Source organism: Bacillus sp. J41TS8 (assembly GCF_018333035.1).
Classification (GTDB): Bacteria; Bacillota; Bacilli; order Bacillales; family Bacillaceae; genus Bacillus; species Bacillus paralicheniformis.
The window spans coordinates 78,454-105,301 of record NZ_BORF01000013.1; the positions used below are offsets into that span (position 1 = coordinate 78,454).

At 42.5% G+C, this 26,848-nt stretch carries 23 protein-coding genes and 1 pseudogene; 14 read left to right on the forward strand and 10 right to left on the reverse strand.

What is annotated here, in order from left to right; translation table 11 throughout:
• Positions 1-71 precede the first annotated feature (71 nt).
• The 6 genes and pseudogenes from KI350_RS17065 to KI350_RS17085 all read right to left on the reverse strand — a co-directional run bounded on the left by KI350_RS17065 (position 72) and on the right by KI350_RS17085 (position 6,254).
• Positions 72-1,163 carry an acetyl-CoA C-acyltransferase gene (locus KI350_RS17065; RefSeq protein WP_065643337.1) on the reverse strand — a complete coding sequence of 364 codons (1,092 nt, stop codon included), beginning with the start codon at positions 1,161-1,163 and terminating at the stop codon, positions 72-74.
• Entirely contained in the window at positions 1,160-2,593 is a 1,434-nt protein-coding gene (locus KI350_RS17070; protein ID WP_065643338.1) for an AMP-binding protein, read from the reverse strand. Before KI350_RS17070 ends, KI350_RS17065 begins: the two co-directional genes overlap by 4 nt.
• A gap of 13 nt (positions 2,594-2,606) precedes the next feature.
• On the reverse strand, positions 2,607-3,158 hold the full coding sequence (locus KI350_RS17075) for a biotin transporter BioY (RefSeq protein WP_065643339.1): 552 nt from the start codon (positions 3,156-3,158) through the stop codon (positions 2,607-2,609).
• Positions 3,159-3,304: 146 nt separating this feature from the next.
• Complete coding sequence (locus tag KI350_RS23445) at positions 3,305-3,811, reverse strand: methyl-accepting chemotaxis protein (RefSeq protein ID WP_374706265.1); 507 nt, start codon at positions 3,809-3,811, stop codon at positions 3,305-3,307.
• Positions 3,812-4,063: 252 nt separating this feature from the next.
• A pseudogene (locus tag KI350_RS23450) lies at positions 4,064-4,597 on the reverse strand (protoglobin family protein); the annotation flags it as partial.
• A gap of 106 nt (positions 4,598-4,703) precedes the next feature.
• On the reverse strand, positions 4,704-6,254 hold the full coding sequence (locus KI350_RS17085; RefSeq protein WP_043054265.1) for an FAD-dependent oxidoreductase: 1,551 nt from the start codon (positions 6,252-6,254) through the stop codon (positions 4,704-4,706).
• Between the two features lie 120 nt (positions 6,255-6,374).
• On the opposite strand from KI350_RS17085, the gene KI350_RS17090 reads away from it, so the two are divergent.
• Positions 6,375-7,232: an SDR family oxidoreductase gene (locus KI350_RS17090; protein WP_020450827.1), complete on the forward strand. Its 858-nt coding sequence runs from the start codon at positions 6,375-6,377 to the stop codon at positions 7,230-7,232.
• A gap of 68 nt (positions 7,233-7,300) precedes the next feature.
• On the opposite strand, the gene KI350_RS17095 is transcribed toward KI350_RS17090, so the two are convergent.
• A complete protein-coding gene (locus KI350_RS17095; RefSeq protein ID WP_020450828.1) occupies positions 7,301-7,534 on the reverse strand; it encodes an IDEAL domain-containing protein in 234 nt (77 codons plus the stop codon).
• A 272-nt stretch (positions 7,535-7,806) separates the two neighbouring features.
• Between KI350_RS17095 and KI350_RS17100 the strand changes: the two genes are divergently transcribed.
• Positions 7,807-8,385 carry a competence protein ComK gene (locus KI350_RS17100; protein WP_096747985.1) on the forward strand — a complete coding sequence of 193 codons (579 nt, stop codon included), beginning with the start codon at positions 7,807-7,809 and terminating at the stop codon, positions 8,383-8,385.
• Here KI350_RS17100 and KI350_RS17105 read toward each other — a convergent pair.
• Positions 8,379-8,744 carry a YhjD family protein gene (locus KI350_RS17105; protein WP_105980857.1) on the reverse strand — a complete coding sequence of 122 codons (366 nt, stop codon included), beginning with the start codon at positions 8,742-8,744 and terminating at the stop codon, positions 8,379-8,381. The two genes, KI350_RS17100 and KI350_RS17105, sit on opposite strands and share 7 nt — an antisense overlap.
• A 207-nt stretch (positions 8,745-8,951) precedes the next feature.
• Between KI350_RS17105 and KI350_RS17110 the strand changes: the two genes are divergently transcribed.
• The gene (locus tag KI350_RS17110) at positions 8,952-9,563 is read left to right on the forward strand and encodes a TVP38/TMEM64 family protein (RefSeq protein WP_020450831.1); all 612 of its coding nucleotides are present in this window, start codon (positions 8,952-8,954) and stop codon (positions 9,561-9,563) included.
• Positions 9,564-9,575: 12 nt separating this feature from the next.
• Complete coding sequence (gene lepB, locus KI350_RS17115) at positions 9,576-10,094, forward strand: signal peptidase I (protein ID WP_020450832.1); 519 nt, start codon at positions 9,576-9,578, stop codon at positions 10,092-10,094.
• A gap of 128 nt (positions 10,095-10,222) precedes the next feature.
• Here the strand turns inward: lepB and KI350_RS17120 are convergent, their stop codons facing one another.
• Positions 10,223-11,998 carry a S8 family peptidase gene (locus KI350_RS17120; protein ID WP_025811741.1) on the reverse strand — a complete coding sequence of 592 codons (1,776 nt, stop codon included), beginning with the start codon at positions 11,996-11,998 and terminating at the stop codon, positions 10,223-10,225.
• A 424-nt stretch (positions 11,999-12,422) separates the two neighbouring features.
• Between KI350_RS17120 and KI350_RS17125 the strand changes: the two genes are divergently transcribed.
• Positions 12,423-13,664, forward strand: coding sequence for an MFS transporter (locus tag KI350_RS17125; protein WP_020450834.1), 1,242 nt, complete (start codon positions 12,423-12,425; stop codon positions 13,662-13,664).
• A gap of 40 nt (positions 13,665-13,704) precedes the next feature.
• Here the strand turns inward: KI350_RS17125 and KI350_RS17130 are convergent, their stop codons facing one another.
• Entirely contained in the window at positions 13,705-15,318 is a 1,614-nt protein-coding gene (locus KI350_RS17130) for a PucR family transcriptional regulator (RefSeq protein ID WP_020450835.1), read from the reverse strand.
• 603 nt (positions 15,319-15,921) lie between these two features.
• Here KI350_RS17130 and allB point away from each other — a divergent pair.
• From allB to arcC, 9 genes are all read left to right on the forward strand, one after another.
• The gene (gene allB / locus KI350_RS17135; protein WP_020450837.1) at positions 15,922-17,286 is read left to right on the forward strand and encodes an allantoinase AllB; all 1,365 of its coding nucleotides are present in this window, start codon (positions 15,922-15,924) and stop codon (positions 17,284-17,286) included.
• Between the two features lie 598 nt (positions 17,287-17,884).
• On the forward strand, positions 17,885-19,114 hold the full coding sequence (gene allC, locus KI350_RS17140) for an allantoate deiminase (protein WP_020450840.1): 1,230 nt from the start codon (positions 17,885-17,887) through the stop codon (positions 19,112-19,114).
• Between the two features lie 23 nt (positions 19,115-19,137).
• Positions 19,138-19,926 carry a (S)-ureidoglycine aminohydrolase gene (gene allE, locus KI350_RS17145; RefSeq protein WP_020450841.1) on the forward strand — a complete coding sequence of 263 codons (789 nt, stop codon included), beginning with the start codon at positions 19,138-19,140 and terminating at the stop codon, positions 19,924-19,926.
• A 15-nt stretch (positions 19,927-19,941) separates the two neighbouring features.
• The gene (gene allD, locus KI350_RS17150; protein ID WP_020450842.1) at positions 19,942-20,970 is read left to right on the forward strand and encodes an ureidoglycolate dehydrogenase; all 1,029 of its coding nucleotides are present in this window, start codon (positions 19,942-19,944) and stop codon (positions 20,968-20,970) included.
• Positions 20,971-20,997: 27 nt separating this feature from the next.
• Complete coding sequence (gene allD / locus KI350_RS17155) at positions 20,998-22,047, forward strand: ureidoglycolate dehydrogenase (RefSeq protein WP_020450843.1); 1,050 nt, start codon at positions 20,998-21,000, stop codon at positions 22,045-22,047.
• A gap of 17 nt (positions 22,048-22,064) precedes the next feature.
• Entirely contained in the window at positions 22,065-23,822 is a 1,758-nt protein-coding gene (locus tag KI350_RS17160) for an acyl-CoA synthetase FdrA (RefSeq protein ID WP_065643347.1), read from the forward strand.
• Positions 23,822-25,087, forward strand: a complete 1,266-nt coding sequence (locus KI350_RS17165; protein WP_065643348.1) for a YlbE family protein — start codon at positions 23,822-23,824, stop codon at positions 25,085-25,087. The genes KI350_RS17160 and KI350_RS17165 overlap by 1 nt, the downstream gene beginning before the upstream one ends.
• Positions 25,084-25,893 carry an oxamate carbamoyltransferase subunit AllH family protein gene (locus KI350_RS17170; RefSeq protein WP_065643349.1) on the forward strand — a complete coding sequence of 270 codons (810 nt, stop codon included), beginning with the start codon at positions 25,084-25,086 and terminating at the stop codon, positions 25,891-25,893. The genes KI350_RS17165 and KI350_RS17170 overlap by 4 nt, the downstream gene beginning before the upstream one ends.
• Positions 25,859-26,791, forward strand: a complete 933-nt coding sequence (gene arcC / locus KI350_RS17175) for a carbamate kinase (protein ID WP_065643350.1) — start codon at positions 25,859-25,861, stop codon at positions 26,789-26,791. Before KI350_RS17170 ends, arcC begins: the two co-directional genes overlap by 35 nt.
• Positions 26,792-26,848 lie beyond the last annotated feature (57 nt).

Below are 26,848 nucleotides of genomic sequence, written 5' to 3' on the forward strand. Positions count from 1 at the left end.
TTTTCGGTGATATGGCTATTATACTAAATTTAAAAACAATGACTACGAATGATGACTGAACAGAGAAAAATTCAAACGATTTTTTCAAAAAGGAGCGCCATACCGACTCCGCCGCCGCTGCCGATCGCAGCGACGGCATACTTCAAGTTGTCTCTTCTTACCGCTTCGTAAAACAGGCGGGTTACCAACACGGCTCCTGAAGCACCGTACGGGTGTCCAAGCGCCAAAGCGCCTCCCCTGACATTCAGTTTGTGATAGGGCAGGCCAAGCTCTCCGGCGCAGGCCGCGATTTTGACGGCGAACGCTTCATTGATCTCAAACAAATCGATGTCTTTGACAGACAGGTTTCGTTTCTTTAAGAGTTTTTGAATCGCGGGCACCGGGGAAATTTGCGGAACGTTTGGATCGACGCCGGCGACCTCGCTGTCAACAAATCGGAGAACAGGCTGCAAGCGGAGCGCTTCCGCTTTTTCTTCGTTCATCACGACAACCGCGCTTGCCCCGTCGTGAATTCCGCAGCTGTTTGCGGCTGTTACGGTTCCTCCTTTTTTAAAGACGGGTTTTGCTCTATCGATGATGTTTTCCAGCGGCCGTTTGCGAATCATGCTTTCATCGGCAGCCAATCCTTGAAATGGCAGAATCTCGTCGTCATAATAGCCGTTTTCAAACGCGGACTCGCTTCTTTTATAGCTTAACAGGGCATAGTCGTCCTGCATCTTGCGGGTAATGCGGAACCGCTCCGCCGTCAGCTCAGCGGCAATTCCCATATCCGGATCACCCCATTCATCGGGAGAAAACCTCGCTCTTCCCGGAAAAGGGGAGAGGCTTGCACTTTCCGTTCCTCCGGCAATATAGCAGGATCCTGCCCCGGCTTGCACGAAACAGCAGGCGGTCCGGATCGCTTCGAGCCCAGCGCTGCATTGACGGTCTATCGTCATTCCTGTGACGGAAACGGGAAGACCGGCGGCAAGCGCGGATAAACGGGCGATATTGCCGCCTGGTCCGACTACGTTTCCGAGGATGACCTCGTCCAATATCCCGTTCAGCGGTTTTGCGAGGTGCTTGATCAGAGAGGCGGCCAGATCATGGGGCTCAGCATTTTTCAATAAGCCGTTTTGTCTGGCGAGCGGCGTTCTTTTGGCGGCCGTGATGACAGCTTTCATCTGATCACGTCCTTCAGCTGTTCTTTTAGAAGATGACGGGCGATTTTTCCTCCGGAAGTATGCGGAATCTGTTCGAGATAGTGCCACATTCTCGGTACTTTGTACGGAGCGAGTCGGCTTTTGCAATATGTTTTAAGCTCTTTAACCGGGGCTTTACCCTTAATGACGGCTGCCGCTTTTTCTCCCCAGTAATCATCGCGGATGCCGATTACTGCAGCTTCTTCCACTTCCGGGTGTGACAGGAGAACACCTTCAACCTCTTCGGGGAAAATATTGATGCCGCCGTAGACGATCATGCTGTTCTCCCTTCCTGTTATGTACAGGTAACCGTCTTCATCCATCCAGCCCATGTCATCGACTGTCATCCAGCCGTTTTCATCAATCGGGGAGGCGGCGGAAGCTTCTTGGAGGTAGCCTGAAAACAGCATCGGGCTTTTCACGAAAATTTTGCCTACCTCCCCGATTCGGACTGCTTCCCCTGAGCTTGAACGGATGGCAACGTCAACATTGTGAAAAGGCCGTCCGACAGAGTCTGGCTTCACATGAAAGTCTTCCGGAGCGGACACAGAGACGAAGCTCATCTCAGAAGTTCCATAAAAATCGAATAAAGAAAGATGCGGATACGCTTTTTGAATCGCTTTTTTAGCCTGCCTGCTCCAATTGGCGCCTGAGGAAATGACCTTGACTGGTTTATCGATTCGCCTGTTCTCAGCTCTCAGGGCTTCAGTCATCGTCGGCACCGTGAACAGCGTTGTCACGGGATTCCGGGCGACTGCGTTTTCGAGCCGGGACGGTGAAAATTTTTTCAGAAGGTAGACGGTTCCGCCGAGATACAGCGTTGTCATTGCTCCGTATAAAAAATGCGAGAAGAAGAGCGAGCCGGGTATCACGACGCTGTCTCCGGCTGATAGCTGAAAGTCCCTGCTGCTGATGCGAAAGCTTTCGACCCAAGAGCGATGTGATCTGATGAATGCTTTCGGAGCTCCGGTAGACCCGGATGTAAAGCCGATGTAAAACGGTTCATCATCAAACGTGCGAGGTTCCAGGACCGGAGCATGATTGATTTCGTCAAGGCATTCGTTCAGAAGCAGCGTTTGTTCAAGATCAGGGAACGGCTGATCCGAGATGAACAGTTCGGCTTTGCAAAGAGAAAGCTTTTCCCGGCATTCAGACGGGCTCCAGCGCGGATCAAACGGAACGGCCGTCCAGCCGGCCATCGCCGCTCCCGCGAACAGCTGCAAAAAAGGCAGTCCGTTCGGAAGCGAAAAGGCTATTCTTTTATTCTCTGTTTTTTTCGCGCTGAGCCAACTGGCCGTCCTGCATACTAACTGGTGCCATTCCAGATAACTGACAGACATTTCATCTGTTTGAACAGCCGTTTTCCGAGGATGGATTTTGGCATGGTATTGATAAGTCTCAATAATTGGCACGGTTTCAATCCTCCTAAGCTGCATTTCTGCTTACGTTGTTTTTGAGCGCTTTTCTTAATCTTAGCACGAGAAAGGCGGCTGCGGTGGATTTTAGCAGGTCTCCGGGAACATACACCAGGCAGAGCTTCATCGCTTCGGTAAGAGGAATTTGCATCAGAAACGCCTGGACAGGAACGCCGGCCGTGTATAACAGCAATACGCCGAATAAGAGATGAATGAAAAAGAGGTTTCGAAAATGTAAAACCTTAAGTTTGCCGACGGCCCATGCGATGCAAAACGCTGCGACAGGGTAGGCGAGCAGGTAGCCGGCGCTTGGGCCCATGAAGACGCCGATTCCGCCCCTTCCTCCTGATAGGAGAGGCAAGCCGCTTGCGACAAGCAGCAAAAAGACGGTAAGACTGAGTGCCGCGTTCCGCGGTTTGTTGACTCCCCCGGCGAGCATGACGCCAAGCGTCTGAAACGTAACCGGTACGGGCGTGAATGGCAAAAAGAGCGGCGGGAAAAAGCCGAGCGCTGCCATGATGGCTGTGCTAAGCGAGATAAATGTCATATCTTTGACTTGCATAGTAGTCTCGATTCCTTTCAATTACGTAATAGAATCAAAGTATCATTTAAAGTTCTATAATGTCAACTTTGTTTTTATTTAAGTTTACAAAAAGGGGATCGAAAGAAAAAACACAGGCCATGAGTTGACCTGTGTACAGGAATGATTTATTTTTTTGTCAGCTCTACGAGAGAATCGACTGAAACCGCGACTTGTGACACGGCGGCATTGACATCTTGAAGGCCGCTTAAAAACGCCTGCAGGTCGCCTTCGATTCGGCCGCTTTGCTCTTTGCTCGTTTTCATATTGGAGACGATATCATCGAATAGATGATTGATCTCCGACATCTTGTCTTTGCTTTCGTTCACGAGTTCGTTTACATCTGTAATATGCTTCGTGACGATCGAGATTTGCGCGTTTGTGTTATTGACGAGCTCAGATACGGTGGAGACGGTTTTTTTCGTATCATCGGACAGCTTTCTGACTTCGTTTGCGACGACTGCGAACCCTTTGCCGTGCTCCCCCGCTCTTGCAGATTCGATCGAGGCGTTGAGCGAAAGTAAATTTGTCTGCTCGGCAATGCCTGTTACGATTCCGAAAATCTTTTCGATCTGCAGTGCGATTTCTTCCAGCTTTTTAATTTCCTGCTCGATTTGCGTCATGCTGCTTCCCATTTGATTCAGCTGGTGTTCCTGCTCCTCAAGCTCCTTTTTTCCGCCGATCGATTTTTGTTCGACAGAAACAGCTGTCTTCGTTCCGGCTCTTGACGTTTCGGCGATTTCGGACGATTTGTCGACCAATTCCTGTACAGCGCCCGTTGTTTCGGCAAATAAAGCGGCCAAAGAACCGGAAGTATCTTTGATTTGCCGGTGAAGGTCATTTTTGCTCTCTTCATCAAGTCTGCGGAGCCTTGCATGCTCGTCTTCAAAGGCCTCGAGGACGATCTGCTGTTCGATGTTGAGAATTTTGGTGACGGCTTTGACTGACCGCCTGTATTCCTCATCGGATAATGCGTTTTCAAAGATTGACAGCATGGAAAGAAGGAGATCTTGAAATGCCCCCAGATACCACTTTGGCAAGAGCCCAATCCGAAGATGAACGTGGGCGATCCGGATCCTTTTTTCTAAAAAGGCTTCGTCGATGACACCTGAAAACATTTCCTGGATGTGGATCGTCAATGTCTTTTTGAGACGGTCAACTGAGCTGTGGTCATGGATGATCTCCATCAAAGAGTTTTCATGCTCAAGGTTTTGGTAAAACCGGGTGACGATGGTTTCGATATGTTCAGTGACTAAAGGCTTCAGCCTGCTCAGCACCCAAAGATCCTCATCCGTCAAATCGACCATTGCCAGCTGTTTTTTAAATTCTGCGTGCTGATTGAGCCTGATTCTTTTTGTTTGGTCAGGACCTTCTTCAGCAAAGAATGATCGTTCTGTCTTTCTATCCTTTTTGAATAACACGATCGTATCCCCCTGTAATCGTTAATGATAAAACTGCCGTTTTTATGAAATTTCCAGCATTTATCTTTTTATCGGCAATTTTTCATTACTTTTTAACTTGTACACCTCAGCTTTCCGGATCTTTCAAAGGTTCTACGGCAGGACCCTCGATGACATCGCCGTCGACCGAAAACCTTGAGCCGTGGCACGGACAGTCCCACGTCTTTTCTCCGTCGTTCCACTCGACTTCGCAGCCCATATGGGTGCATGTTGTGTCAACCAGATGAAGCTCGCCTTTTTCATCGCGATAAGCACCCGCACGTTTCCCGGCATGTGATACGACCGCACCTTCTCCGTTGACAAGGTCTTCCGGCTTCCTGATCGGCTGTTCGAGTTTTCCTTCGGCAAAGTGTTTTGCAACATCCGCGTTATAGGAAATGACTTTTTTGATGCTTGGATCCGGGTGGAAACGGGCCGGTTGAAAGACGGCTTGATAAGGATTGTCTTCGCCTGCGATATGGTCTGTCATCAACTGCGCGGCGAGGGTGCTTGTTGTCATGCCCCATTTCCGAAAGCCGGTGGCGACGAGAATGCGCTTTTCTTTCGGATAGATCGGCCCGATATACGGAATTTTGTCAAGCGTGATTAAATCTTGCGCTGACCAGCGGTAAGGGATCGATTCAATGCCGAACACGCCTTCTGCAAATGATTCAAGCGCCTGATAATGCTTGATTGTATCCTCTCCCTGGCCGGTTTTGTGGCTTTCACCGCCGACAAGAACCATTTCTTCTCCGTCAATCGTCACCGAACGGAGCGAGCGTGAAGGCTGATCTATACTTAAATACATGCCGCCTGGATACGGCGTTTTCGGCTTGACGGCGAGCACGTATGACCGGCTCGGCTCAAGCCTTGCAAAATAGAAGCCTTTTTTATCATGAAACGGAAAGTGCGTGCAGCACGCGACATAATCGCTGAAGATTTGATGCCCGTTTCTTGTCAGCACTTTTGGCCGGTCGCCTTCTTTGATTTCTTTAGCAGCCGTGTTTTCGTAAATTTTTCCGCCGGCTTCCAGGACGGCCTCTGCAAGGTGTTTCAAATAGTGGAGTGGATGAAACTGGGCCTGGTTTTTCATAACAAGTCCTGCTTTCATATCGATTGGAACGGGGAGATCTTTGATGAATTCCCTGTCAATCCCGAGCTTTTGATATGCCTCATATTCCTTTCTGATTTTTTGTACCGATTGTTCTTCAGTTGTGTAAATGCATGCGTCCTGTTCTTCAAAATCGCACGGAATCTTTTGCTCAAGCACGAGGTTTTTGATAAAGGACAGCGCCTTGAGGTTTGCTTCATAATACAGTCTCGCATTTGGCATTCCGATGTGCCCGATCAGCTCATCATAGATCAGATCATGCTGTGCGGTGATTTTGGCTGTCGTATAGCCGGTTGTTCCGTCGAGTATCCGCCCGGATTCGATCAAGATGACGCTGTAGCCTTTTTTCGTCAGTAAATAAGCAGTCGTCAGTCCGGTCATGCCGCCGCCGATGACGGCGACATCTGTTTTGACATCTTCAGACAGTTCTTCGAACTTAGGAAGATCTGTACTGTTTCTCCAATACGATTCAGGCGAGTCCGGCAGTTTTTGTTCTTGATTGCTCACAAAATTCCCTCCATCATCCATCTGTTTTGTTCTTAAATTTTCCCAATTGAGAAATATTCATGCATGTGAAACGGCTTGTCATAAAAAAGGGGCGTTTTCATAAAATAGTAAGGTTGAATCGATGTGAAGGAGGGAATCGTTTTGAGCAAGCAGCCGAAGAAAGTACTGCCTCCCCAGCACCAAACGCAGCGTCCGGGATTGGAGTATTTGATGGATCCCCGGCCCGTTTTTGACCGGCCGAAACGAGAGCGGAAACTGGCCGGGAAAACCGCGATTATTACGGGAGGAGACAGCGGAATCGGCCGTGCCGTATCCGTTTTGTTTGCGAAGGAAGGCGCGAACATTGTCATTGTCTACTTAAATGAACACCGCGATGCAGAAGAAACAAAGGGGTATGTGGAAAAAGAAGGGGTCGGATGCAAGCTGATCGCAGGAGACATCGGAGACGAGGCTTTTTGCAACGATATTGTGCGCCAGGCAAAGGAAGCATTCCCAACGATCGATATACTCGTCAATAATGCGGCTGAACAGCATCCGCAAAAGGGAATCGAAAAAATTACAAGCCATCAGTTGATCCGAACGTTTCAGACGAATATTTTTTCAATGTTTTATTTGACAAAAGCTGTGCTGCCGCATTTGAAAAAAGGCAGCTCAATCATCAATACCACTTCGATTACGGCTTATGCCGGCAATGAAAGGCTGATCGATTATTCTTCGACGAAAGGAGCGATTACATCATTTACGCGTTCGCTCGCTTTGTCGCTTGTCGATCAGGGCATCCGTGTGAACGGGGTGGCGCCGGGTCCGATTTGGACGCCGCTGATCCCGTCGACGTTTACGGAGAGAGAGGTCGAAATATTCGGTTCAACAACGCCGATGGAACGGCCCGGACAGCCTGCTGAAGTGGCGCCGAGCTATTTGTTTCTAGCCAGCGACGATTCTTCCTACATGACGGGCCAAGTGCTCCATGTCAACGGCGGAACGATTATTAACGGATAAAAAGGCCGGGACTATTTCATAAGCCGGCTTTTTCCGCGTAAAAAAGCCAATCCGGGAGGGATTGGCCGTTATGCGTGCTTTTTCAGCGCTGTATATTCTCTTGAAAGCTCAAGGAAAGATTGCTTATCTCCTTTGTCTAATGCTTCATTAATCTTCTTGTTCAGCGTGTGCAAACGCCGTTTAAAAAGCGATTCATCAAGGACCATTTGAATGTAGATATCCGTGATGGTTACATCAAGTTCTTTCACCTTTTGGGTATTGCGGGACTTCATGAGCTCAGCGTACGACTTTTTCTCTTTCATAAAGATTCCCCCTGATGCCTTTTTTATAGTATATGGATTACACAACAAAAAATCAATAAGTATTTATAATTTTTAGATAATTATTCGAAGATGCGTGTTTATGAGAATAAAAGTTTGTATATTTGGACAAAGAAACACGGATTTAATCGAACAAAACATAAAAATGGCATTTTAAAAACATATTTTCAAATTAATTGGAAAAAATCCTGTCGTTTTGTAAAGGATAATGTTAGATTAATAGTATAAATTTACTAACGATTAGGAGGATCATGATGAGCACAGAGGATATGACAAAAGATACGTATGAAGTAAACAGTTCGACAATGGCTGTCCTGCCTCTGGGAGAGGGGGAGAAACCCGCCTCAAAAATACTCGAGGCTGACAGGACTTTCCGCGTCAATATGAAGCCGTTTCAGATCATCGAAAGAAGCTGCCGCTATTTCGGGTCGAGCTATGCGGGGAGAAAAGCGGGCACATATGAGGTCATTAAAGTTTCCCATAAACCGCCGATCATGGTGGATCACTCAAACAATATTTTTCTTTTTCCCACATTTTCCTCAACTCGTCCTCAGTGCGGGTGGCTTTCCCATGCGCATGTTCACGAGTTTTGCGCGGCAAAGTATGACAACACGTTTGTCACGTTTGTCAACGGGGAAACGCTGGAGCTGCCCGTATCCATCACATCTTTTGAAAACCAGGTTTACCGAACGGCATGGCTGAGAACAAAATTTATCGACCGGATTGAAGGAAACGCCATGCAGAAGAAACAGGAATTTATGCTCTATCCGAAGGAAGACCGGAATCAGCTGATATACGAATTCATCCTCAGGGAGCTGAAAAAGCGCTATTGATCGGGAGCGGCTTTGAATAAATAGTACTCAAGAAGCGCGGATACCTGATTGCGGATGCGGGGATTAAAATAGTTATGCTCTTCTTCGTATCCTTCATATATAAAGGAGTACATCGTAAAGGCTTCGTCCCGTGACACTTCGTGCACCTTGATTTTCCGCCGGCGCAGTTCATTTTTCACGTCGTACAGATCGCGCTGGGCAAGCTTTAACGCCTGTTCGATCAGACGCTGATAGGGGTCTTTCAGCTTGAATGGCCCCTGCTGGATGATTTTCATGTCCCGGTTTAATATGCTGACGGTCATCGGGAGGTAAATCGCCTTTTCAATCATATCCCTGGCTTCAGCGGGAATTCTTGTCATGGCTTTTCTCCTCATTTCTTTTATTGATAAGGAACGTTTGTTCTGTTTTTATTTTACACGAAAGACGGCCTTTTAATCAAGAACGGGAAAAAATGACTAAAATGATCAAGTTGTTTCAGACTAATACAGAAAACACCGAGACGGATGATTTAAAGTTTTTGATTTAAAGTGTAGAATAGAAGTAGACAACCGCCCTGAGGAGAATCAATGTTGGAGCAATTATTCAGCTATTTTACAGAAGAGAATTTAACAGAGTTTTTTCAGAGCTACAGGGCTTTTGGTCCTTTTGTAGCCGTTCTGCTGCCGTTTATTGAAGCGCTGCTCCCGTTTTTACCCCTGCTCGTGTTTGTTGTCGCCAATGTAAATTCGTTCGGTTTATGGCAGGGGTTCTTGTTGACGTGGATCGGGGCATCTTTAGGCTCTATAGCAGTTTTTCTTTTTATCCGCCATTTCGGCCAGCAAAGAGCACTCGGTTTTATCCGCAGGCATCCATCCGTAAAAAAACTGATGATCTGGGTGGAAAAACGGGGCTTCGGTCCGCTGTTTCTCCTGCTTTGCTTTCCATTCACGCCTTCGGCGGCGGTAAATGTTGTGGCAGGACTTTCGAGAGTCAGCCTGCTGCCTTTTTCACTGGCGGTGCTTTGCGGCAAGTTCGTGATGATTTTTATGGTGAGCTTTGTCGGCCATGATCTGAAGGCGCTTTTTACCCAGCCTTTGCGGACAGCTGCCGTGATCATCGTCATGCTGATCTTATGGTACGCCGGAAAACGGGTTGAACATCGTCTGAACGTGAGATTCAGCCAGAGAGAGAAAGACTAGGGGGACACAGAATTGAAAAAGCGTTTTTTGGTCATAGCCGGGGTGCTGCTTGTCATCGTCGTCGGAATTCAGGTCAAAAATGCCGTTTTCATTGAATATAAAGTAGAAGGCGTCAGCATGAATCCGACCTTTCAGGAGGGCAACGAACTTTTGATCAACAGGTTCGCCCACCACTTTAAAACGATCAGCCGATTTGACATCGTGCTGTTTAAAGGACCTGACAAAGATATATTCATTAAAAGGGTGATCGGGCTTCCGGGCGAAACCCTCCGGTATGAAGATGATCAGCTGTATATCAACGAAGAAAAGATCAAAGAGCCTTATCTGGACGATTTAAAGGCCGTCACTGCCGGAGGGGACTTGACAGGGGATTTTACGCTGAAGGAAGTGACCGGAGAGGAAAAGGTGCCTGAAAATGAGTACTTCGTCCTCGGGGACAACCGGATCCACAGCTTTGACAGCCGCCATTTCGGCTTTGTTTCAGACCGGGACATCGTCGGGATTGTGACGGAAAGAATTGATAAAAAGTGATTGGAGAATGAAGCGGAAAGCAAGCGGCCGGCCGAAAGGAATACGATGTCACAATTGTCGTGTCCGAGCAGAACAGCATCAAAAAAGACGTATTTGCAAGAAAAGCCCGGGATTCCGGGCTTTTCTTGCTATTTCAGTTTGATCGCATTGATTCGTTTTTGCAGCTTCGTTTTTTCGGCGGATGCTTTCAGCTTGCTGACCGCTGATTGCGCTGCCGATTTTGTTTTTTTCGTTCTCTTTTGTTCGGCCGTTTTAACTTTGGCTTTCGCCGCTGCCACTTTTTTGTTATAGGCTGACGCGGCTTGCTTTTTCGCGGTGTTCAGCTTTTTTTGCAGATTTGATTTGTCTTTTCCGGCAGGCAGCTCATTAATCGCTTTTTGCGCTTTGCCGAGGTTTGAGTCTGTGGCCGCTTTTTCAGCTTTTGCAACGGCCTGCTTTGCGGTGTTCAAGAGGCTTGAGCGGACCGCATTGATCCGTTTTTGCAAATTCGTTTTGAAAGTACCGCTGTCGAGTTCATTGACCGCTTTTTGGGCTGCGTCGGCATTGGTTTTCTTTTTTTGCTTCTCTGCGAGTTTTACTTTGCTTTCGGCTGTCTTTTTAAGCTGCTCTTTAACAGCATCGAGCCTCTTTTTCAAAGCGGTTTTATCGGCGTTTGCAGGCAGCGGTTCGATCGCTTTTTGCGCGGTTTGAATGTCCGCTTTTTTCTTTGTCTTTTCCGCTTGTCCGACTGCTTTTTGCGCTTTCTCCAACGGCTGTGTGATCTCTTTGAAGCGGATTAATCCATAGCCGAACAAATGATCACGGCCGGGAGCGCCCAAGTCGCTTGTATAAATCTGCATTTTCTTGCGCAGCTCAGGATTTGAAGCGGTTGGGTACAGCTGTTTCAAAAGAGCAAACATTCCGGTGACGTGCGGCGTTGCCTGTGAAGTGCCGCTTCCGATTGCATAGCCGCGGTCGGAAGATGTACTGATAATCGATGTGCCGGGAGCGGCAAACTCGACGGCGCTGCCGGTGTTGGAAAATGAGGCGATCTGATTTTTTTCATTGGTGGCCGAGACGGCAATGACGCTGCTGTAGGCGGCCGGGTAATAAACGGATTTTCCGTTTCCGGCATTTCCGCTTGCACCGACTAAAATCATTCCCCGTTTGTATGCTCTATCTACTGCATCGTGGAGAACTTGACTGTCGCCTGAAACGACGAGGCTCATATTGATGATATCGATTCCGTACTGGATCGACCAATCGATGCCTTGTAAGATGCCTTTCAGATCCCCCGAACCATTCCGGTCCAGCGCTTTTACGGCATACAGCTGCGCGCCGGGCGCGATGCCGTCGATCCCCCGTCCGTTATGCTTCGCTCCGATGATTCCGGCAACATGAGTTCCGTGGCCGTTATCATCACGGTATGAAGCGGTATAGCCGACCATCGATGCACCGCCTGCGATTGACAGCTCTTCATGGGGGGAAATCCCGCTGTCAATAACCGCAATTTTCACCTGTTTCCCTGTCAAACCTTTATTCCAAGCCAGTGCGGCTTGAATCGGCTTGATGTTCCACTGTGAAAACGCGGAGGCGGTTTGCGCTGTGCTGCTGGAGACAGCTTTTAGAACGGTGCTGTCGGCAGCAGCTACCGGGAGGTTGTCTTCGACATACAGGACGTCGGGATCTTGTTCAAGTTCCCGCACTGTTTTGTCGTCCGCAGTAACAGCAGCTGCGGGAATGTGCCGGTAAACGTGTTCTACCGTGTCTGCTTGTTCGATGACGTTTTCTTTTCCGCTGGCATTTTTATATACGACAATGACTTCGTTTTCCTGCTTATTGCTTTCCGCTTGAATGCGGGGTGAATTTGCGGAAAAACCGACGAACATTGCAGCGGACACCGCGATTTTCCATAACTTTCTCATCCGGCTCTCCTCCTTATTTAGCGGCATTCGCTATATATATCGGAGAATTTTTGAATTTTCAAAGAGAAAGAAAGCCGATCTTAAGGGCGCCCGTCGTGCAACTCAGTTCTTGAAATGTTAAGAACGCTGCTATATCAACGTTTGGGGAGCCTTCCTGTTTATTTGGGAAGTGCTTTTTTTAATAAATTGTAGGTTTGTTTAAAAAAAGAGCCATCTTTTTTACCTGATTGCTTTTATAGAAATGAGAGAGCTGGGAAAAATAGGACTAGCTTCTATCGATGAATCTTTCATTGATATTTTTAAGCAGATGCCTTTTGTCTAAAATGTATAATGTTACTTTTGTTTTTGTTGAAAGTGAACAATGTTATTGACTGGCTTATAACCTACAATTTAATTAAATAATAAAAAGGGAGCGTGTCATACCGTGGAAAAAACAAAGAAACATGACCCCGATTATTACAAAAAGATCATTATTGCATTGTGTTTAGGGTGGGTAGCTATTTGGATTTATCGTACAATCCTTACGCCAATATATCCACAGATTCAAGAATCATTAGGACATATTAGTGATACACAAATGGGGTTGGTTGCTTCTATTTATTTCTTTGCCTATACGGGTATGCAAATTCCGTCAGGAGCACTTGTCGATAAATTTGGACAGAAAAAGGTGTTAATTCCTGCATTTATCGTCTTTGCGCTGGCTGCATTTGTAATTGGCACAAGTTCAACTATCATGCAAGTATACATTGGTTCGTTATTGGCTGGTATTTCGACTGGTTCATATTACGGTGCAGCCTTTTCCTTATCAGCCAAACATACGCCAAAAGATAAAAAAAGCTTTTCCAATGCGATAATAAATAGCGGATCAGCATTAGGAATGGTAATTGGACTAATCGGATCATCGGTTTTAGTAGGCGGTTTTGAAATTCAATGGAATTATATGCTTTTTATAACAGCTATCGTTATCGTAGCTGTAACATTTGTGTTTGTGTTGTTTATTAAACAAGATAAAACATCAGACAAGGAAGTGGCTGAAGAGAAGAAAGACGCCGTACAAAGCACAGAGATTCTAAATGAAAGCTTATTTTCTCCAAGACAATTAGTTGTATATTTTGTGTATTTTGCAACATGCTATGGCTATTATATGATTGTCACTTGGCTGCCATCCTTCCTTGTAGCAGAAAAAGGATTTGCTCAAGGCTCAGTAGGATATGTAGCTGCACTAGTTGCAGTCACTGCAGTGCCTGGTGCTTTGATATTTACTAAATACATAGACAAACATGCACATTTGCGTCTGCGTTTAATTTTATTTCTATTAATTGCTGCGGCAATCACAATTAGTTTGACAGTATTTGCACCAAATCCTGCAGTGCTGTATATTGCATTAATTTTATATGGCTTATTAGGTAAACTTGCGATTGATCCAGTTTTAATAACCTATGTATCTGATTCCGTATCAGGAGATAGAGTGGCCAGAGCATTAACTCTCTTTAACTTCTTTGGAATGAGCTCATCTGTTATTGCACCAACACTTACTGGTTATATTGGTGATGTAACCGGCTCGCAAGTATTAGCATTCTATATTGCAACCATCCTTCTCGCAGCAGCAGCGTTGCTATTTTTCCTTGTGGTTATGTTAAGACAGAATAAAACAGTAGCTAACTAAATAAATAGAAAAGAAAACTTCCGGTGGTTCTACTTTTGATTTACAACGATATTTTCTCTGAAGCAAATAATGCTAATCGAATGCTCAGGGATGTATCAGGAGATTCTACAGATTGACCTAATATTTCTTCGCATTTTTTAATACGATATTTCACAGTATTACGGTGAATGAAAATATCCTCTGAGGTCTTTGTAAGATCACATTGGTTTGCCATATAGACATTTAACGTAAACCTTAGTTCTTTTTCCTTCGTTGTTTGGGGATAAGCTAATGGACCGAGTGTATAAATGATAAATGGTTTTAATTTATTCGTTGGAATGAGTTGTAATAATTCTTCTACGCTTTTAGATTTATAGGGCTCTACAAATTCTATTTCGCCTTGTTCATATTTATTATCATAAGCCTCATTCGCTTCGAAAAAAGACAGTGGTAATTGTGAAAGCTCGGAGACCTCATTACCAATGCCAAATGAAAGGGAGCTATTAAAAAATAGCTGATACTCTTTTTGGATATATCTGCAGTATTCCAAATAATAATGATGTCTTCTTTGTAAAAGTATCGTAAATCTGCGTTCACCCTGAGACATATATATACTAATGGAAGGGTCAATCCCAGTAAACTTATGCGTTAACCACTCAAAAGTCATCTGATATCGCTCATTTAAGTAGGCGCTATTTTCTACATTCTTTTCTTTGTCTATCCCGCAAATCATCACTTGGTAGAATTTAGAGGGTTGAATGTGATATTTTTTTAAAAGGTCGGTGTGTTGTGTTAGTGATACAAGGTTATCAGGATGTTCGGACATCAGAGATGTAAAAAAATGGTTCGTATCCTGCTGCTCTGCTTCTTTAATTTTGCTATTTTTGTAAATTGCGAGACTAAGTGTGTTAACTGCTTGTTCTATTGTTAATAAACTAAACGGATAGTTGAGCAAATTAACATTTGAAATCATTAGATAATACGGAAAATATTTAAATGCAGGAACCTTAAATATAGCATATTCTTCCTGGAAAACACCATTGTGATTTGGTTCGATTTGCTCTGAATTTAAATATCTTCGGAAATAATTGAGGTTTTTTTGAACATGTTCTGAGTGTTGATGAAAGTGATGACTCGCTGACTCAACTTGATGAAAAGAATTTAGCAGCATGACAGGAACCTTTATAAGTCTACTTAAACGTTCAATCATCATGTTCAGGCTTAACCCTTGCATAAGCATAGCATTTAACTCTTGTTGGATATCTAATGCGAAGTGTAATTTTTCTGTTTCTTCATCCAGGATAAATGACGATATATGATGAGTAATGGATCCTAAATTCCAACTTTCCGGAATTTCAATAATTGGGAATTTTAATTTGTTTGCAAATGCAATAACCTCATCATCTAATTTTTTTAAAAATCGGGATAGCTTGATACCTAGACCAGCAACTTGTATATCATTTAACTCACTAATAAGACTGATTAGTCCGGATTGATCATCCTGATAGCTCATTCCTGTTGTGACGATAAGTGAGTGCGGCGTTGTAAAATTTTTAATATCAGGCGTTTCTGTAATATCAACCATTTCTACCACTCGTTCCAAATCGCCCTGCTCATTTAGCAATGTTAAATCTGAAAATTGTAGTACAGATAATATTTCTTTTAATGTTGTCATAAAGGCTGCCTCCTTATCTTTGTTAGAAAAAGATAAAATAAAAATGAAATATGTCAGATGTTACAAGGATAACTTTTCAATCTGATCGTACACTGTTTTTGAAGGTAATTATACGTATAATCCTTTAGTTAAAAATATTAAAGGAGAATCATTAATGCTTGAACATGATTCTTCGTTTTTTGAAAAGTGTGATTATAACAAAGATATCATGCCGAAGATCACTTGAACAAAGAATTTCATCCTCATTTACTTTTTTTAACGTTGGGGGTGGGACTAGTGCATAATATTCCGGATTATATAGCTGTTGGTGATGTTTTACATCACCATTTCAAGCAACGATATCACTTGTCGGATAGCCTTATGACTTGTTGCGAACGGATACACAGGTTCAAAATATGGCGTCCCATTTTCATTGATAGTGGGGCGGGGCTGCCATTTATTATTCTTGATCATTAACTTTGCTATCGGTGAAACATTAAATAAGTGCTATCTTAAATCTAATGATTTGCATTTTTTGGTATTTTGGCTATCCGGGGAATTAATGCTGGCGGTTGCGAAAGGCAGTATTTTATATCCAACCATTAAAAGAGGAGGATGATTTTAATGAATTTTGATTCAATTATCAAAAATGGATTAGTCATTCTGGAAAATGGTGAACAAGAAGTCGAAGTAGGGATTAAAGATGGCAAAATCGCAGCAATCGGTCAGGATTTGGGTACAAGTGCAAAAATTATCGATGCAAAAGGATCGATTGTATCTCCGGGTATGGTTGATGCACATGTTCATATCACAGAGCCGGGCGGCGGCTATCGTGATGAATGGGAAGGCTATGACACAGGAACACGTGCCTCTGCAAAAGGCGGTGTCACAACGATCATCGAAATGCCATTAAATCAAGTGCCAGCAACGGTAGATGAGGAATCTATTCAAGAAAAATTTAAAGCTGGAAAAGGAAAATTATCTGTAGACGTTGCGAGTTACGGCGGTTTAGTACCATTTAACTTGGATGGGGGTATTCAAGAGTTAGATAACAATGGTGTTGTTGCATATAAATGTTTTTTAGCAACATGTGGTGACCGTTCTATAGAAGGAGATTTCATGAATGTGGACGACTATTCCCTCTACGAAGGTATGAAACAAATTGCGAAGACAGGCAAAATATTATCTGTACACGCTGAAAATGCTGCAATTACGGACAAGTTAGGGGAAATAGCATCTAAAAATGGTGAAACCTCATTACGTGCTTATGTAGATTCTCGACCCGTATTTACTGAAGTAGAACCGATTAGAAAAATAATTCTATTTGCGAAAGAAACGGGATGTCGTGTACACATCGTTCATATAGCTTGTGAAGAGGGCGTAGATGAAATTGTCAAAGCACAACAGGAAGGGGTCGATATTACATGCGAAACATGTACACACTATTTATATTTCTATAAAGAAGAACTGGATCATATCGGACCAGTTGTAAAATGTTCTCCGCCAATCCGTGAACAATCACGCTTAGAAGGCATGTGGAATCGGGTATTAAACGGAGATATTTCATTCGTAACATCAGACCATTCACCATGTACCCCAGACTTAAAAGCTACGGATAATGCATTTGAAGCTTGGGGGGGTATCGCAGGTGTACAAAATAATGTTGACGTATTATTTGATGAGGGTGTGCAAAAACGTAATATGTCATTATCCAAATTTGCAGACATTATTGCTACAAACCCTGCGAAACGTTTTAATCTATCATCAAAAGGCAGTATTGCAGTAGGGAAAGATGCGGATTTCGTATTTATTAAGAAAGATGCACCTTATGAATTAAAGGCTGAGGACTTAGCATATCGACACAAAATTAGTCCGTATATTGGCCGCAAAATTGGTGCTCAGGTAGTGAAAACAATCCTTCGCGGTGTCGAAATCTATGATAAAGAAAAAGGGATTTTAAATGAAAAAGTAGGAAGATTTATTCCTTAAGTGACGGACTAGCTATCCCGTCAGGAATTTGAGGCATAGGAAGGTGTGAAGGCGACCTGAGATTGTGTTACACTCGCAAATTCAGTGTGTCATCAGCATTTCTTATGGCAGCTAATACAGCTGAAGTGAGCATGGCAAAGTTGACTTCATCACAATCTTTCGCTATTACAGCAGCAGTTGTTAATCAATATGTATCCTGACTCTTGGCATATCATTTATGATGTAATGAAACAGATAAATGACCCTATAAATCAATGTTTTTTATTGATTTATAGGGTCATTTTTTTATTTGCACCTTATTTATTTGATTGGTAAAAGAGAAGTTTCGCTCTTTTGAAGCGAGCGATCTGCGATTTTCTTTAGGAGAAATTCAATGCAAATTTAATTTGTTATAAAGCGTATTTTTTTATGTAATCGAAAGCCAACAGTTTCTTTTTATATCTGGCATTAGCCCATTATTTAGATACCGTAAATTGATTAAAAGGTGTCTTTGTTAAAAGTGCATAAAATGTTTTTTCATTATTGTTGGTTATGTCAATGAATGGTTGTAAATAGGGTTCTATGATGAAAGTAAATAAAAGAGAGGGGGAGAAAAAGAATGGATATTCAATCAACCTTTGAAACGTTGGATAAGAAATTCACAAGATTTGGCGGTTTAGAAAAAGGGGGAATTACGCGGCTGTTATACTCTCCTGAATGGATTGATGCAGTTCGCGAACTGGAAGCAACATTCAAGGAAGAAGGTTTAGAAGTAAGCTTTGATGATGTTGGGAACTTATCTGGTCGTCTTGTTGGAAGTAAATATTCTGAAGAAACTATTTTAACAGGATCACATATCGACACAGTTGTTGAAGGCGGTCATCTAGATGGACAATTCGGTATCTTATCTGCACTGGTTGCTGTGAAATATTTAAAAGAAAAATATGGTCAACCATTACGAACAATAGAAGTATTATCGCTCGCAGAAGAAGAAGGAAGCCGATTTCCATATACATTTTGGGGAAGTAAAAACTTTTTTAACCTAGCCAAAAAAGAGGATGTTGACACAATAGAAGATGCTGAAGGAATTAAATTCGAAGATGCTATGCACGAATCGGGTTTTGATTACCGTAAAACAGATGATGTTCGTGACGATATTAAAGCATTTATTGAAGTACATATTGAACAAGGGAAAGTATTAGAGACGGAAAATAAAGCGATTGGTGTTGTAACTGGGATTGTCGGTCAAAAACGTTACTCAGTTAACTTGAAAGGTGAAGCAAACCATGCTGGCACAACACCGATGTCATTACGAAGAGATACAGTTGTTGCATATAGTGAGATTGTAACAGACTTAACGAAACGAGCTAGAGAAATTGGAGAGCCTCTTGTATTAACGTTTGGACATGTCACTCCTGTTCCAAACACGGTAAATGTCGTCCCTGGAGAAATTACCTTTTCGATAGACTGTCGTCATATTGATCAACAACTATTAAATGATTTTGCGAGAGAAATTGAAGATAAAGTTAAAGCGGTGGCAGAAGCAAACAGCATGGCTTATGACATTAATTTATGGATGGATGAAGCACCGTCATTGATGGATAAAGAAATCATTCAAATAATTGAACAAGCAGCTAAGGATAATGTGGGGGACAGCTATAAATTGATGCCATCTGGTGCAGGTCATGATGCACAAATTTTTGCGGATTTTGTCCCTACAGCAATGTTGTTTGTACCTTCTATTGGCGGAATCAGCCACAATACCAATGAAGAAACGAAGATAGAAGACCTTGTGAAGGGGATTGAAGTATTGAAAGATGTATTGTTTGAACTAGCTTATAAGGAATAATAATGAAAAGGAGCCAGATACTCATGAGTTACTTAAATCATAATCAAGGATACAGAGAAGGTTTATTAGAAACACGTTCAGTAATAAAAAAGGATAATTATGCGGTAATTACACCCGATGGCTTGGTTAATAATGTTGTACCTGGCTTTGAAGATTGTGATGTAACCATTTTAGGATCCCCGCGTTTAGGTGCAAGGTTTGTAGATTATTTGGTAACAGTTAAAAACAAGGGCGGAAACAAAACCGGTTTTGCCGGTGATGGTATCCAATCATTTGTGTACGTTGAATATGGTAAAATCAACGCTTTTGCGGATGGTAAAAAATACGAATTGGCAAAAGGCGGATTCTTATATGTACCTCCACACTTACAATTGACGTTTGATAATCATAATAATGGTGAGGACAGCCGTTTGTTTTTATACAAAAAGCGTTATCAGCCGCTTAAAGGACATACGCCAGAAATTGTTACAGGTAATGTGAATAACATCAAACAAGAACCCTATGAAGGGATGAAAGAAGTATTAATTCAAGATTTACTGCCAAAAGAAATCGCATATGACATGAACATTCATATTCTTTCATTTAAGCCGGGTGCTTCGCATGGTTACATTGAAACGCACGTTCAAGAACATGGTGCTTATATATTAAGTGGACGAGGTGTTTACAACTTAGACAACGAGTGGATGCCAGTTGACAAAGGTGACTATATTTTTATGGGAGCTTATACGCCGCAAGCAACCTATGCAATTGGTTTAGATGAACCATTCTCGTATATTTATTCAAAGGATGCGAATAGAGATATTAATCTATAAAGAGGGGCAATTTTAATGAGTGAACCATTAGTGTATGTAGAAAGTAATCGTCTCCGGCAGCTAATGAAAGATAAATTAGTGAAAGCAGGCTTACCTGAAGAACATGCGGATAAAACAGCTGACTTACTCATCTTTGCAGATGAACGAGGTGTTCACTCACATGGTGCAGTGAGAATGCAATACTACTCCGAACGTACATTAAAGGGTGGATATAACCTGAACCCCGACTTAAGCTTCGTAAAAACGGGTCCAGCATCAGGGATTTACCATGGAGATAATGCGTTAGGACATTATGTGAGTTATCAAGCAATGAAAAAGGCAATCGAATTAGCAAAAACATCAGGTATCGGTGTTGTCGGTGTAAAAGAAATGGGACACAGTGGTGCGATTGGTTATTATGCACGTCAAGCAGCATTAGAAGGTATGGTGGCATTAACAGTATGTCAATCTGATCCCATGGTTGTGCCATTTGGCGGTACCGAACCGTACTTTGGCACCAACCCAATTGCTTTTAGTGCGCCTCGAAAAGATGGCAGTCCAATACTGTTTGATATGGCAACAACGGTACAAGCCTGGGGGAAAATCTTAGATGCAAGAAGTAAAAACAAATCTATTCCAGACTCATGGGCAGTTGATAAAAATGGAGCACCAACAACAGACCCGTTTAAGGTAAATGCATTATTACCAATGGCTGGGCCTAAAGGATACGGGTTAATGATGATGGTGGATATTTTATCGGGGAGTTTACTCGGCTTGCCATTTGGCAAGCATGTCACTTCCATGTATAAAGATTTATCAGAGTACCGTCGCTTAGGGCAGCTTCATCTCGTGATCAATCCTGAATACTTTGGCGGGAAGGAGCAATTCCTGGAAAAAATATCTCAAATGGTTGAAGAATTACATGATAACCCGCCTGCTGAAGGATTTGACAAAGTGTATTATCCCGGTGAAATTCAAATAGATGTGATGAAACAGTATAAAAAAACAGGTATCCCAGTTACAAAGGAAATTTTAGATTATTTAGAGTCAGACAACATTTACTAATTATGTAATGGAAGGGGGGAGGATCAGATGCGAGTATCTAAGCAGGAGCTGTTTCATTTAATCAAACAGAAGCTAATCAAAGCTGGATTAAATGAAGGAGCCGCACACGATGTTTCAGATGTATTGACATTCGCCGATCATAGAGGGATCCATTCCCATGGAGCAGTACGTGTGGAATACTATGCCGAACGAATCGCAAAAGGCGGTATTACAGCAAACCCAAACTACACATTTGAACAAACAGGACCTGCATCCGCTGTCTTTAGCGGAGATAATGGTCCAGGTCACCAAGCAGCAAAACAAGCGATGGAAAAAGCAATCGAAATGGCAAAAAATTCAGGTGTGGCTGTTGTAGGCATGAAGAATATTTCGCATAGTGGTGCATTGGGTTACTTTGTTGAAATGGCAGCAGAACAGGACATGGTTGCTTTAAGTATGTGCCAATCAGATCCAATGGTCGTACCGTTTGGAGGAACAGAACCATACTTTGGCACCAATCCGATTGCTTATAGTGTACCATCGGCTGATGAACGCATAATCACATTTGATATGGCGACAACTGTTCAGGCATGGGGAAAAGTATTGGATGCCAGAAGTAAAAATGAATCGATCCCGGAAACATGGGCAGTAGATGCAGCCGGTGCACCAACAACGAATGCAAGAGATGTTCATGCACTTGTGCCAATTGCTGGTCCAAAAGGTTATGGATTGATGATGATGGTGGATATTTTATCGGGCAGTCTTCTTGGAGTACCTCATGGCGTACATGTATCCTCCATGTATCAAGATCTGACAAAAGGCCGCGATTTAGGGCAAATTCATATTGTTATCAATCCCGCATACTTCACAGATTTAACTGCTTTTAAACAACAGATTTCGACGATGCTCGATGAATTAAAAGCACAACCGGCAGCTGAAGGCTATGGAGAAATTTATTATCCGGGTGAGCGCGGTAAATTAAGAAGTGCCAAATATGATAAAGAAGGAATTGAAATTGTAGACGATATTTATAACTACCTCGTTTCAGGCGATGTTCATTACAATCGCTATCATGGAAAGAATAGATTTGCAGAATAACAAAATGGAGGATCATTATGTTATACACAATTATAAAAGAAAACACCTATCAAGATTCTATCGTGTTAATGCTTTTATCAAACAAGTTATCTGCAATAGATGGTGTAAACAAAGTATCGATCATGATGGGAACACCAGCTAACAAAGATATTTTTAAATCTTCGGGTTTAGGCACAGATGAATTGGAAAAAGCAAACCCAAATGACATCGTTATCGTTATAGATACAAATCAAGAAGAAAAAGTATCAGAAGTGAAAGAAGAAGTAGAAGCAGCTTTAAAAGGTGATGCCGCTTCACAAGACACATTTAAAGACAAAGAAGCACATAACTGGAAGCGCGCAATGGAGCTTGCGAACAACCCTAACTTGGCATTGATCTCCATTCCTGGTCAGTATGCAGCAATGGAAGCGGAAAATGCATTGAATGAAGGGTTGCATGTATTTGTATTCAGCGACAATGTATCTAAAGAAGATGAGGTTAAGTTGAAACAAAAGGCGCATGAAAAAGGATTATTAGTAATGGGACCAGACTGCGGTACCGGAATTATTCATGGCGTGCCACTTGCATTTACAAATATCGTGAATGAAGGAGATATTGGCGTTGTAGGTGCATCAGGTACAGGGATTCAAGAAGTGACAAGCATCATTGACCGTTATGATAAAGGTGTAACAAACGCAATTGGTACAGGTGGCCGGGATTTATCAACAGAGGTTGGTGCTATCACGGTTTTAGATAGTATCAAAGCATTGAATCAAGATCCAAAAGTAAAAGTGATTACAGTCATTTCTAAACCGCCTGCTGAGGAAGTGCAGCAAAAAGTATTAAACGTATTAAGAAATATTGAAAAACCGGTTGTTACGTTATTTTTAGGAGATAAACCAACGTATCAGGAAGAAAATATTTATCATGCGTACACACTTGAAGAAGCAGCGGTTGTATCTGTTCAATTATCCAATGGTGACAAACCGAATTTTGAACCGACAGTGGCTGAAAATGTAAACGTGTCGTTAAAAGATTCACAAGTTGGTATTAAAGGTTATTACTCAGGTGGTACTTTGGCATCTGAAGCAGCTATGTTATTGAAAGAGGCATTCAAAGAGGAAGTACTTGAAGAGAAGAAAGAAGCCTATATCCTAAAAACAAAACATCATGAAATTATTGACTTAGGCGATGATATGTATACCCAAGGGAAGCCGCACCCGATGATTGATCCTGAAAAGCGTATCGAAATGCTTGAAACATCTGGAAACGATCCTGAAACAGCAGTCATCATGATTGATAACGTCATTGGCTATGGCAGTCATGATGATATGGCAAGTGAATTAGCACCAGCCATTAAACGTATTTTAGCCAATGCACATCAGGGAGGCCGCGAACTTGCAGTTCTTGTAACAGTTGTAGGTACAGCGAAAGATTCTCAAGGTTATGAAAAGCAAATTGAAACCTTAAAAGAAAGTGGTGCAATCATTTGTGAGACGAACGACCAAATGGTTCGTACAGCGATTAAACTGGCAGGAGGAAAAGTGGAACAGCCAGTCCTTGATATACAAAAATTTGACCATACCCAAGAAGACTTAACAGTAGACGAAAAAATTGTCTCCTTAATCAATAAGAAGCCAAGTGTCATCAATATTGGGCTGAAAAGTTTTACAGCAGCTGTTCAGAACAGCGGATCAGAGTGTGTTCAATTTAACTGGCGTCCAATTGCTGGCGGTGATGAAAAGTTAATGAAAGTACTTCAATTTCTAAACTACTATGAAGGAGAGACCATCTAATGGGGTACAAAACAATAAATGAAGCGAACGAAGCTGTTATCCAGAAGATCATAGCAGCTGAACCATTCTTAACGGATGTTGTACCTGCCAAGTCTGTGATTCCTGAATTGGAAGATTACTTGTTATTACATGCCGGGCCTCCAATTAAATATGAAAATATGACAGATCCTATGCAAGGTTCTTGTGTTGGAGCGATTCTTTTTGAAGGATGGGCAGAAGATGAAGAGGGAGCGCGTGAACTGCTTGAAAACAATAAGATTACATTTATTCCATGTCATCATGTGAATGCAGTTGGACCAATGGGAGGCATTACATCACCTAATATGCCGGTTCTTGTTGTGATGAACAAAGAGAGCGGCAATGAGGCGTACTGTCAAATGAACGAAGGCATCGGTGCAGTATTACGCTTCGGCGCTTATCATGAGCAGGTAATCAATCGCCTGCATTGGATGAAAGATATGTTGGGTCCGGTGTTAAGTAAGGCATTAAGAAAAATTGATGGAGGCTTAAATGTTAATGTATTGATGGCTAAAGCTATAGCAATGGGGGATGAATTTCACCAGCGCAATATTGCAGCATCATTGGTGTTTTTAAAAGAAGTTGCTCCAGTAATTGCGGCATTAGATGATGTTGAAAACGAACAAAGTACAGAAGTAATCCAATTTTTAGCTGATACAGACCAATTTTTCTTAAACATTGCCATGGCGACTGGAAAAGCAATGATGGATGCAGCGCGTACAATCAAACATGGTACAGTCGTTACCGCAATGTGCCGTAACGGTGAAAACTTTGGCATCCGTATTGCAGGTATGGGAGATGAGTGGTTTACAGCACCTGTTCATACACCGCAAGGGTTATATTTTACCGGCTACTCAGCTGAAGATGCAAACCCAGATATCGGTGATTCAGCGATTACAGAAACAATCGGTATTGGCGGCGTAGCAATGATTGCTGCTCCCGCAGTAACACGTTTTGTTGGAACAGGCGGATTTAATGATGCGCTTGAAACAAGCAATCAAATGGCTGAAATCTGTGTTGGAGAAAATCCGAACTTTGTTATTCCGACGTGGAACTTCAAAGGTGCGTGTTTAGGTATTGATGCACGTAAAGTTGTTGAAACAGGCATCACGCCGGTAATCAACACAGGTATTGCACATAAAATTGCCGGCTATGGGCAAATTGGTGCTGGTACAGTTCATCCTCCAATCGAATGTTTTGAGAAAGCAATCACAGCATATGCTGAAAAACTAGGTTTTCAAGGATGATTTTACAGGCAAGTGCGATTGGTTCAATCGCACTTCAGCTATTAATTGAGGGAAAAACGTTTACTGTGCACAGCATTTTTGAAAAAGGTTTAAATATTGTTGATCAGAATGATGAATTGATATTTATCGGTACAAATGAAAATGGGACCTTTCCATTTGGAATTTTGCTTGAGTCACAAACGAAGCAAACATTAAAAGCAGGTCTTGAGGTGGGAGATTCATTTCACGTTCGCAATAACCATCTTTCCCACAACTGTTTTAAACTCAATTTTAATGCGAAAATACTTCCGTTATATACGGATTTTAAACATGCAAACATCAATAAATTAAAAGAAAACGTGAAACAATTTTCATTTGAATCGTATGAATCTACTGATTTTGAATCAGCTCATGTATCGGACTTGATCAATAAATTACACGATCCAACTGAAAATTTGGAAGAGGAGTTTCGTTACTTTATCGGACGAGGCCAAGGTTTAACACCAACAGGTGACGATATACTGGTCGGTATATTATATGGACATTTCATCAACTCTTTTATCGCACAAAACCACCTCGAAACATTGGGGAATCTCATTAGAAAACCCTTAACAACCCTTGTTAGCACGCGCTTTTTAACTTGTGCTATAGAAGGTTTATTTAGTTCGAAAATTACAAGATTACAACATGATCCATCTTTGAAAAGTATGAAAAGCCTTATAAAAGTAGGTTCTTCTTCTGGGATGGATACTTTATACGGAATTTATATGGCTTTAACAAGGAGTGAAAGAAATGGGGAAAAGAGTAGTACTGGCACTAGGAGGTAATGCAATTTTACAGCCAAAACAAGAAGCAACTTATGCCAATCAACTCAAAAATGTAATCTCTGCAACACGTCATATGATTGAAATCAAAGAAGCAGGACATAAAATTGTGATTACACATGGCAATGGTCCGCAAGTGGGGAATATTATTGCTCAAAACGAAGCTGCCAAAAATGTCGTTGAACCACTGCCAATCTATGCTTGTAATGCAGAATCACAGGGATTCATTGGTTATATGCTGGAAAAAGCTTTGAAAAACCATATGAAAGAACGGGGCATTGCTGCGAATGTAGCTACATTTCTAACCATGGTCGAAGTGGACAAGGATGACAAAGCATTTGAAAAACCAACGAAACCAATAGGAGTATTTTATTCAGAGGAAGAGGCGAAGCAATTAGAAGAGAAAGGGTTTACGATGTCAGAAGATGCAGGGCGAGGCTACAGACGAGTTGTGCCTTCCCCGGAACCGAAAGTGATCCATGGAATAGAAGAGATTCGGCGTTTAATTGATGAAACGATTGTTATCTCCTCTGGCGGCGGCGGTATACCTGTATATCGTGATGAGAGCGGTCTATTACACGGTCTTGAAGCAGTTATAGACAAAGATCGTTCAGGATTAAAGCTTGCACAACAAGTAAATGCTGACGTTTTCATGATGTTGACAGACGTACCAAATGTATTTATCAATTTTGGCAAAGAAAATGAGCAAAAACTAAGCCGAATTACAGCAGAAGAAGCTGAACAATATGTGGCAGAAGGGCAATTTCCTGCTGGCAGTATGCTGCCAAAGATCCAAGCGGCTATAGAATTTGCAAAGTCAGGTAAAGAGGCAATGATTTGTTCATTGGATCAAGCGGTAGCTGCGCTAGATGGAAAAGCGGGGACACGCATAACAAAATAAGACAATCCGTGTTGTTCATAAGGAGGATAAAAAGCCAAAATTCCTCCTTTTTTCAGA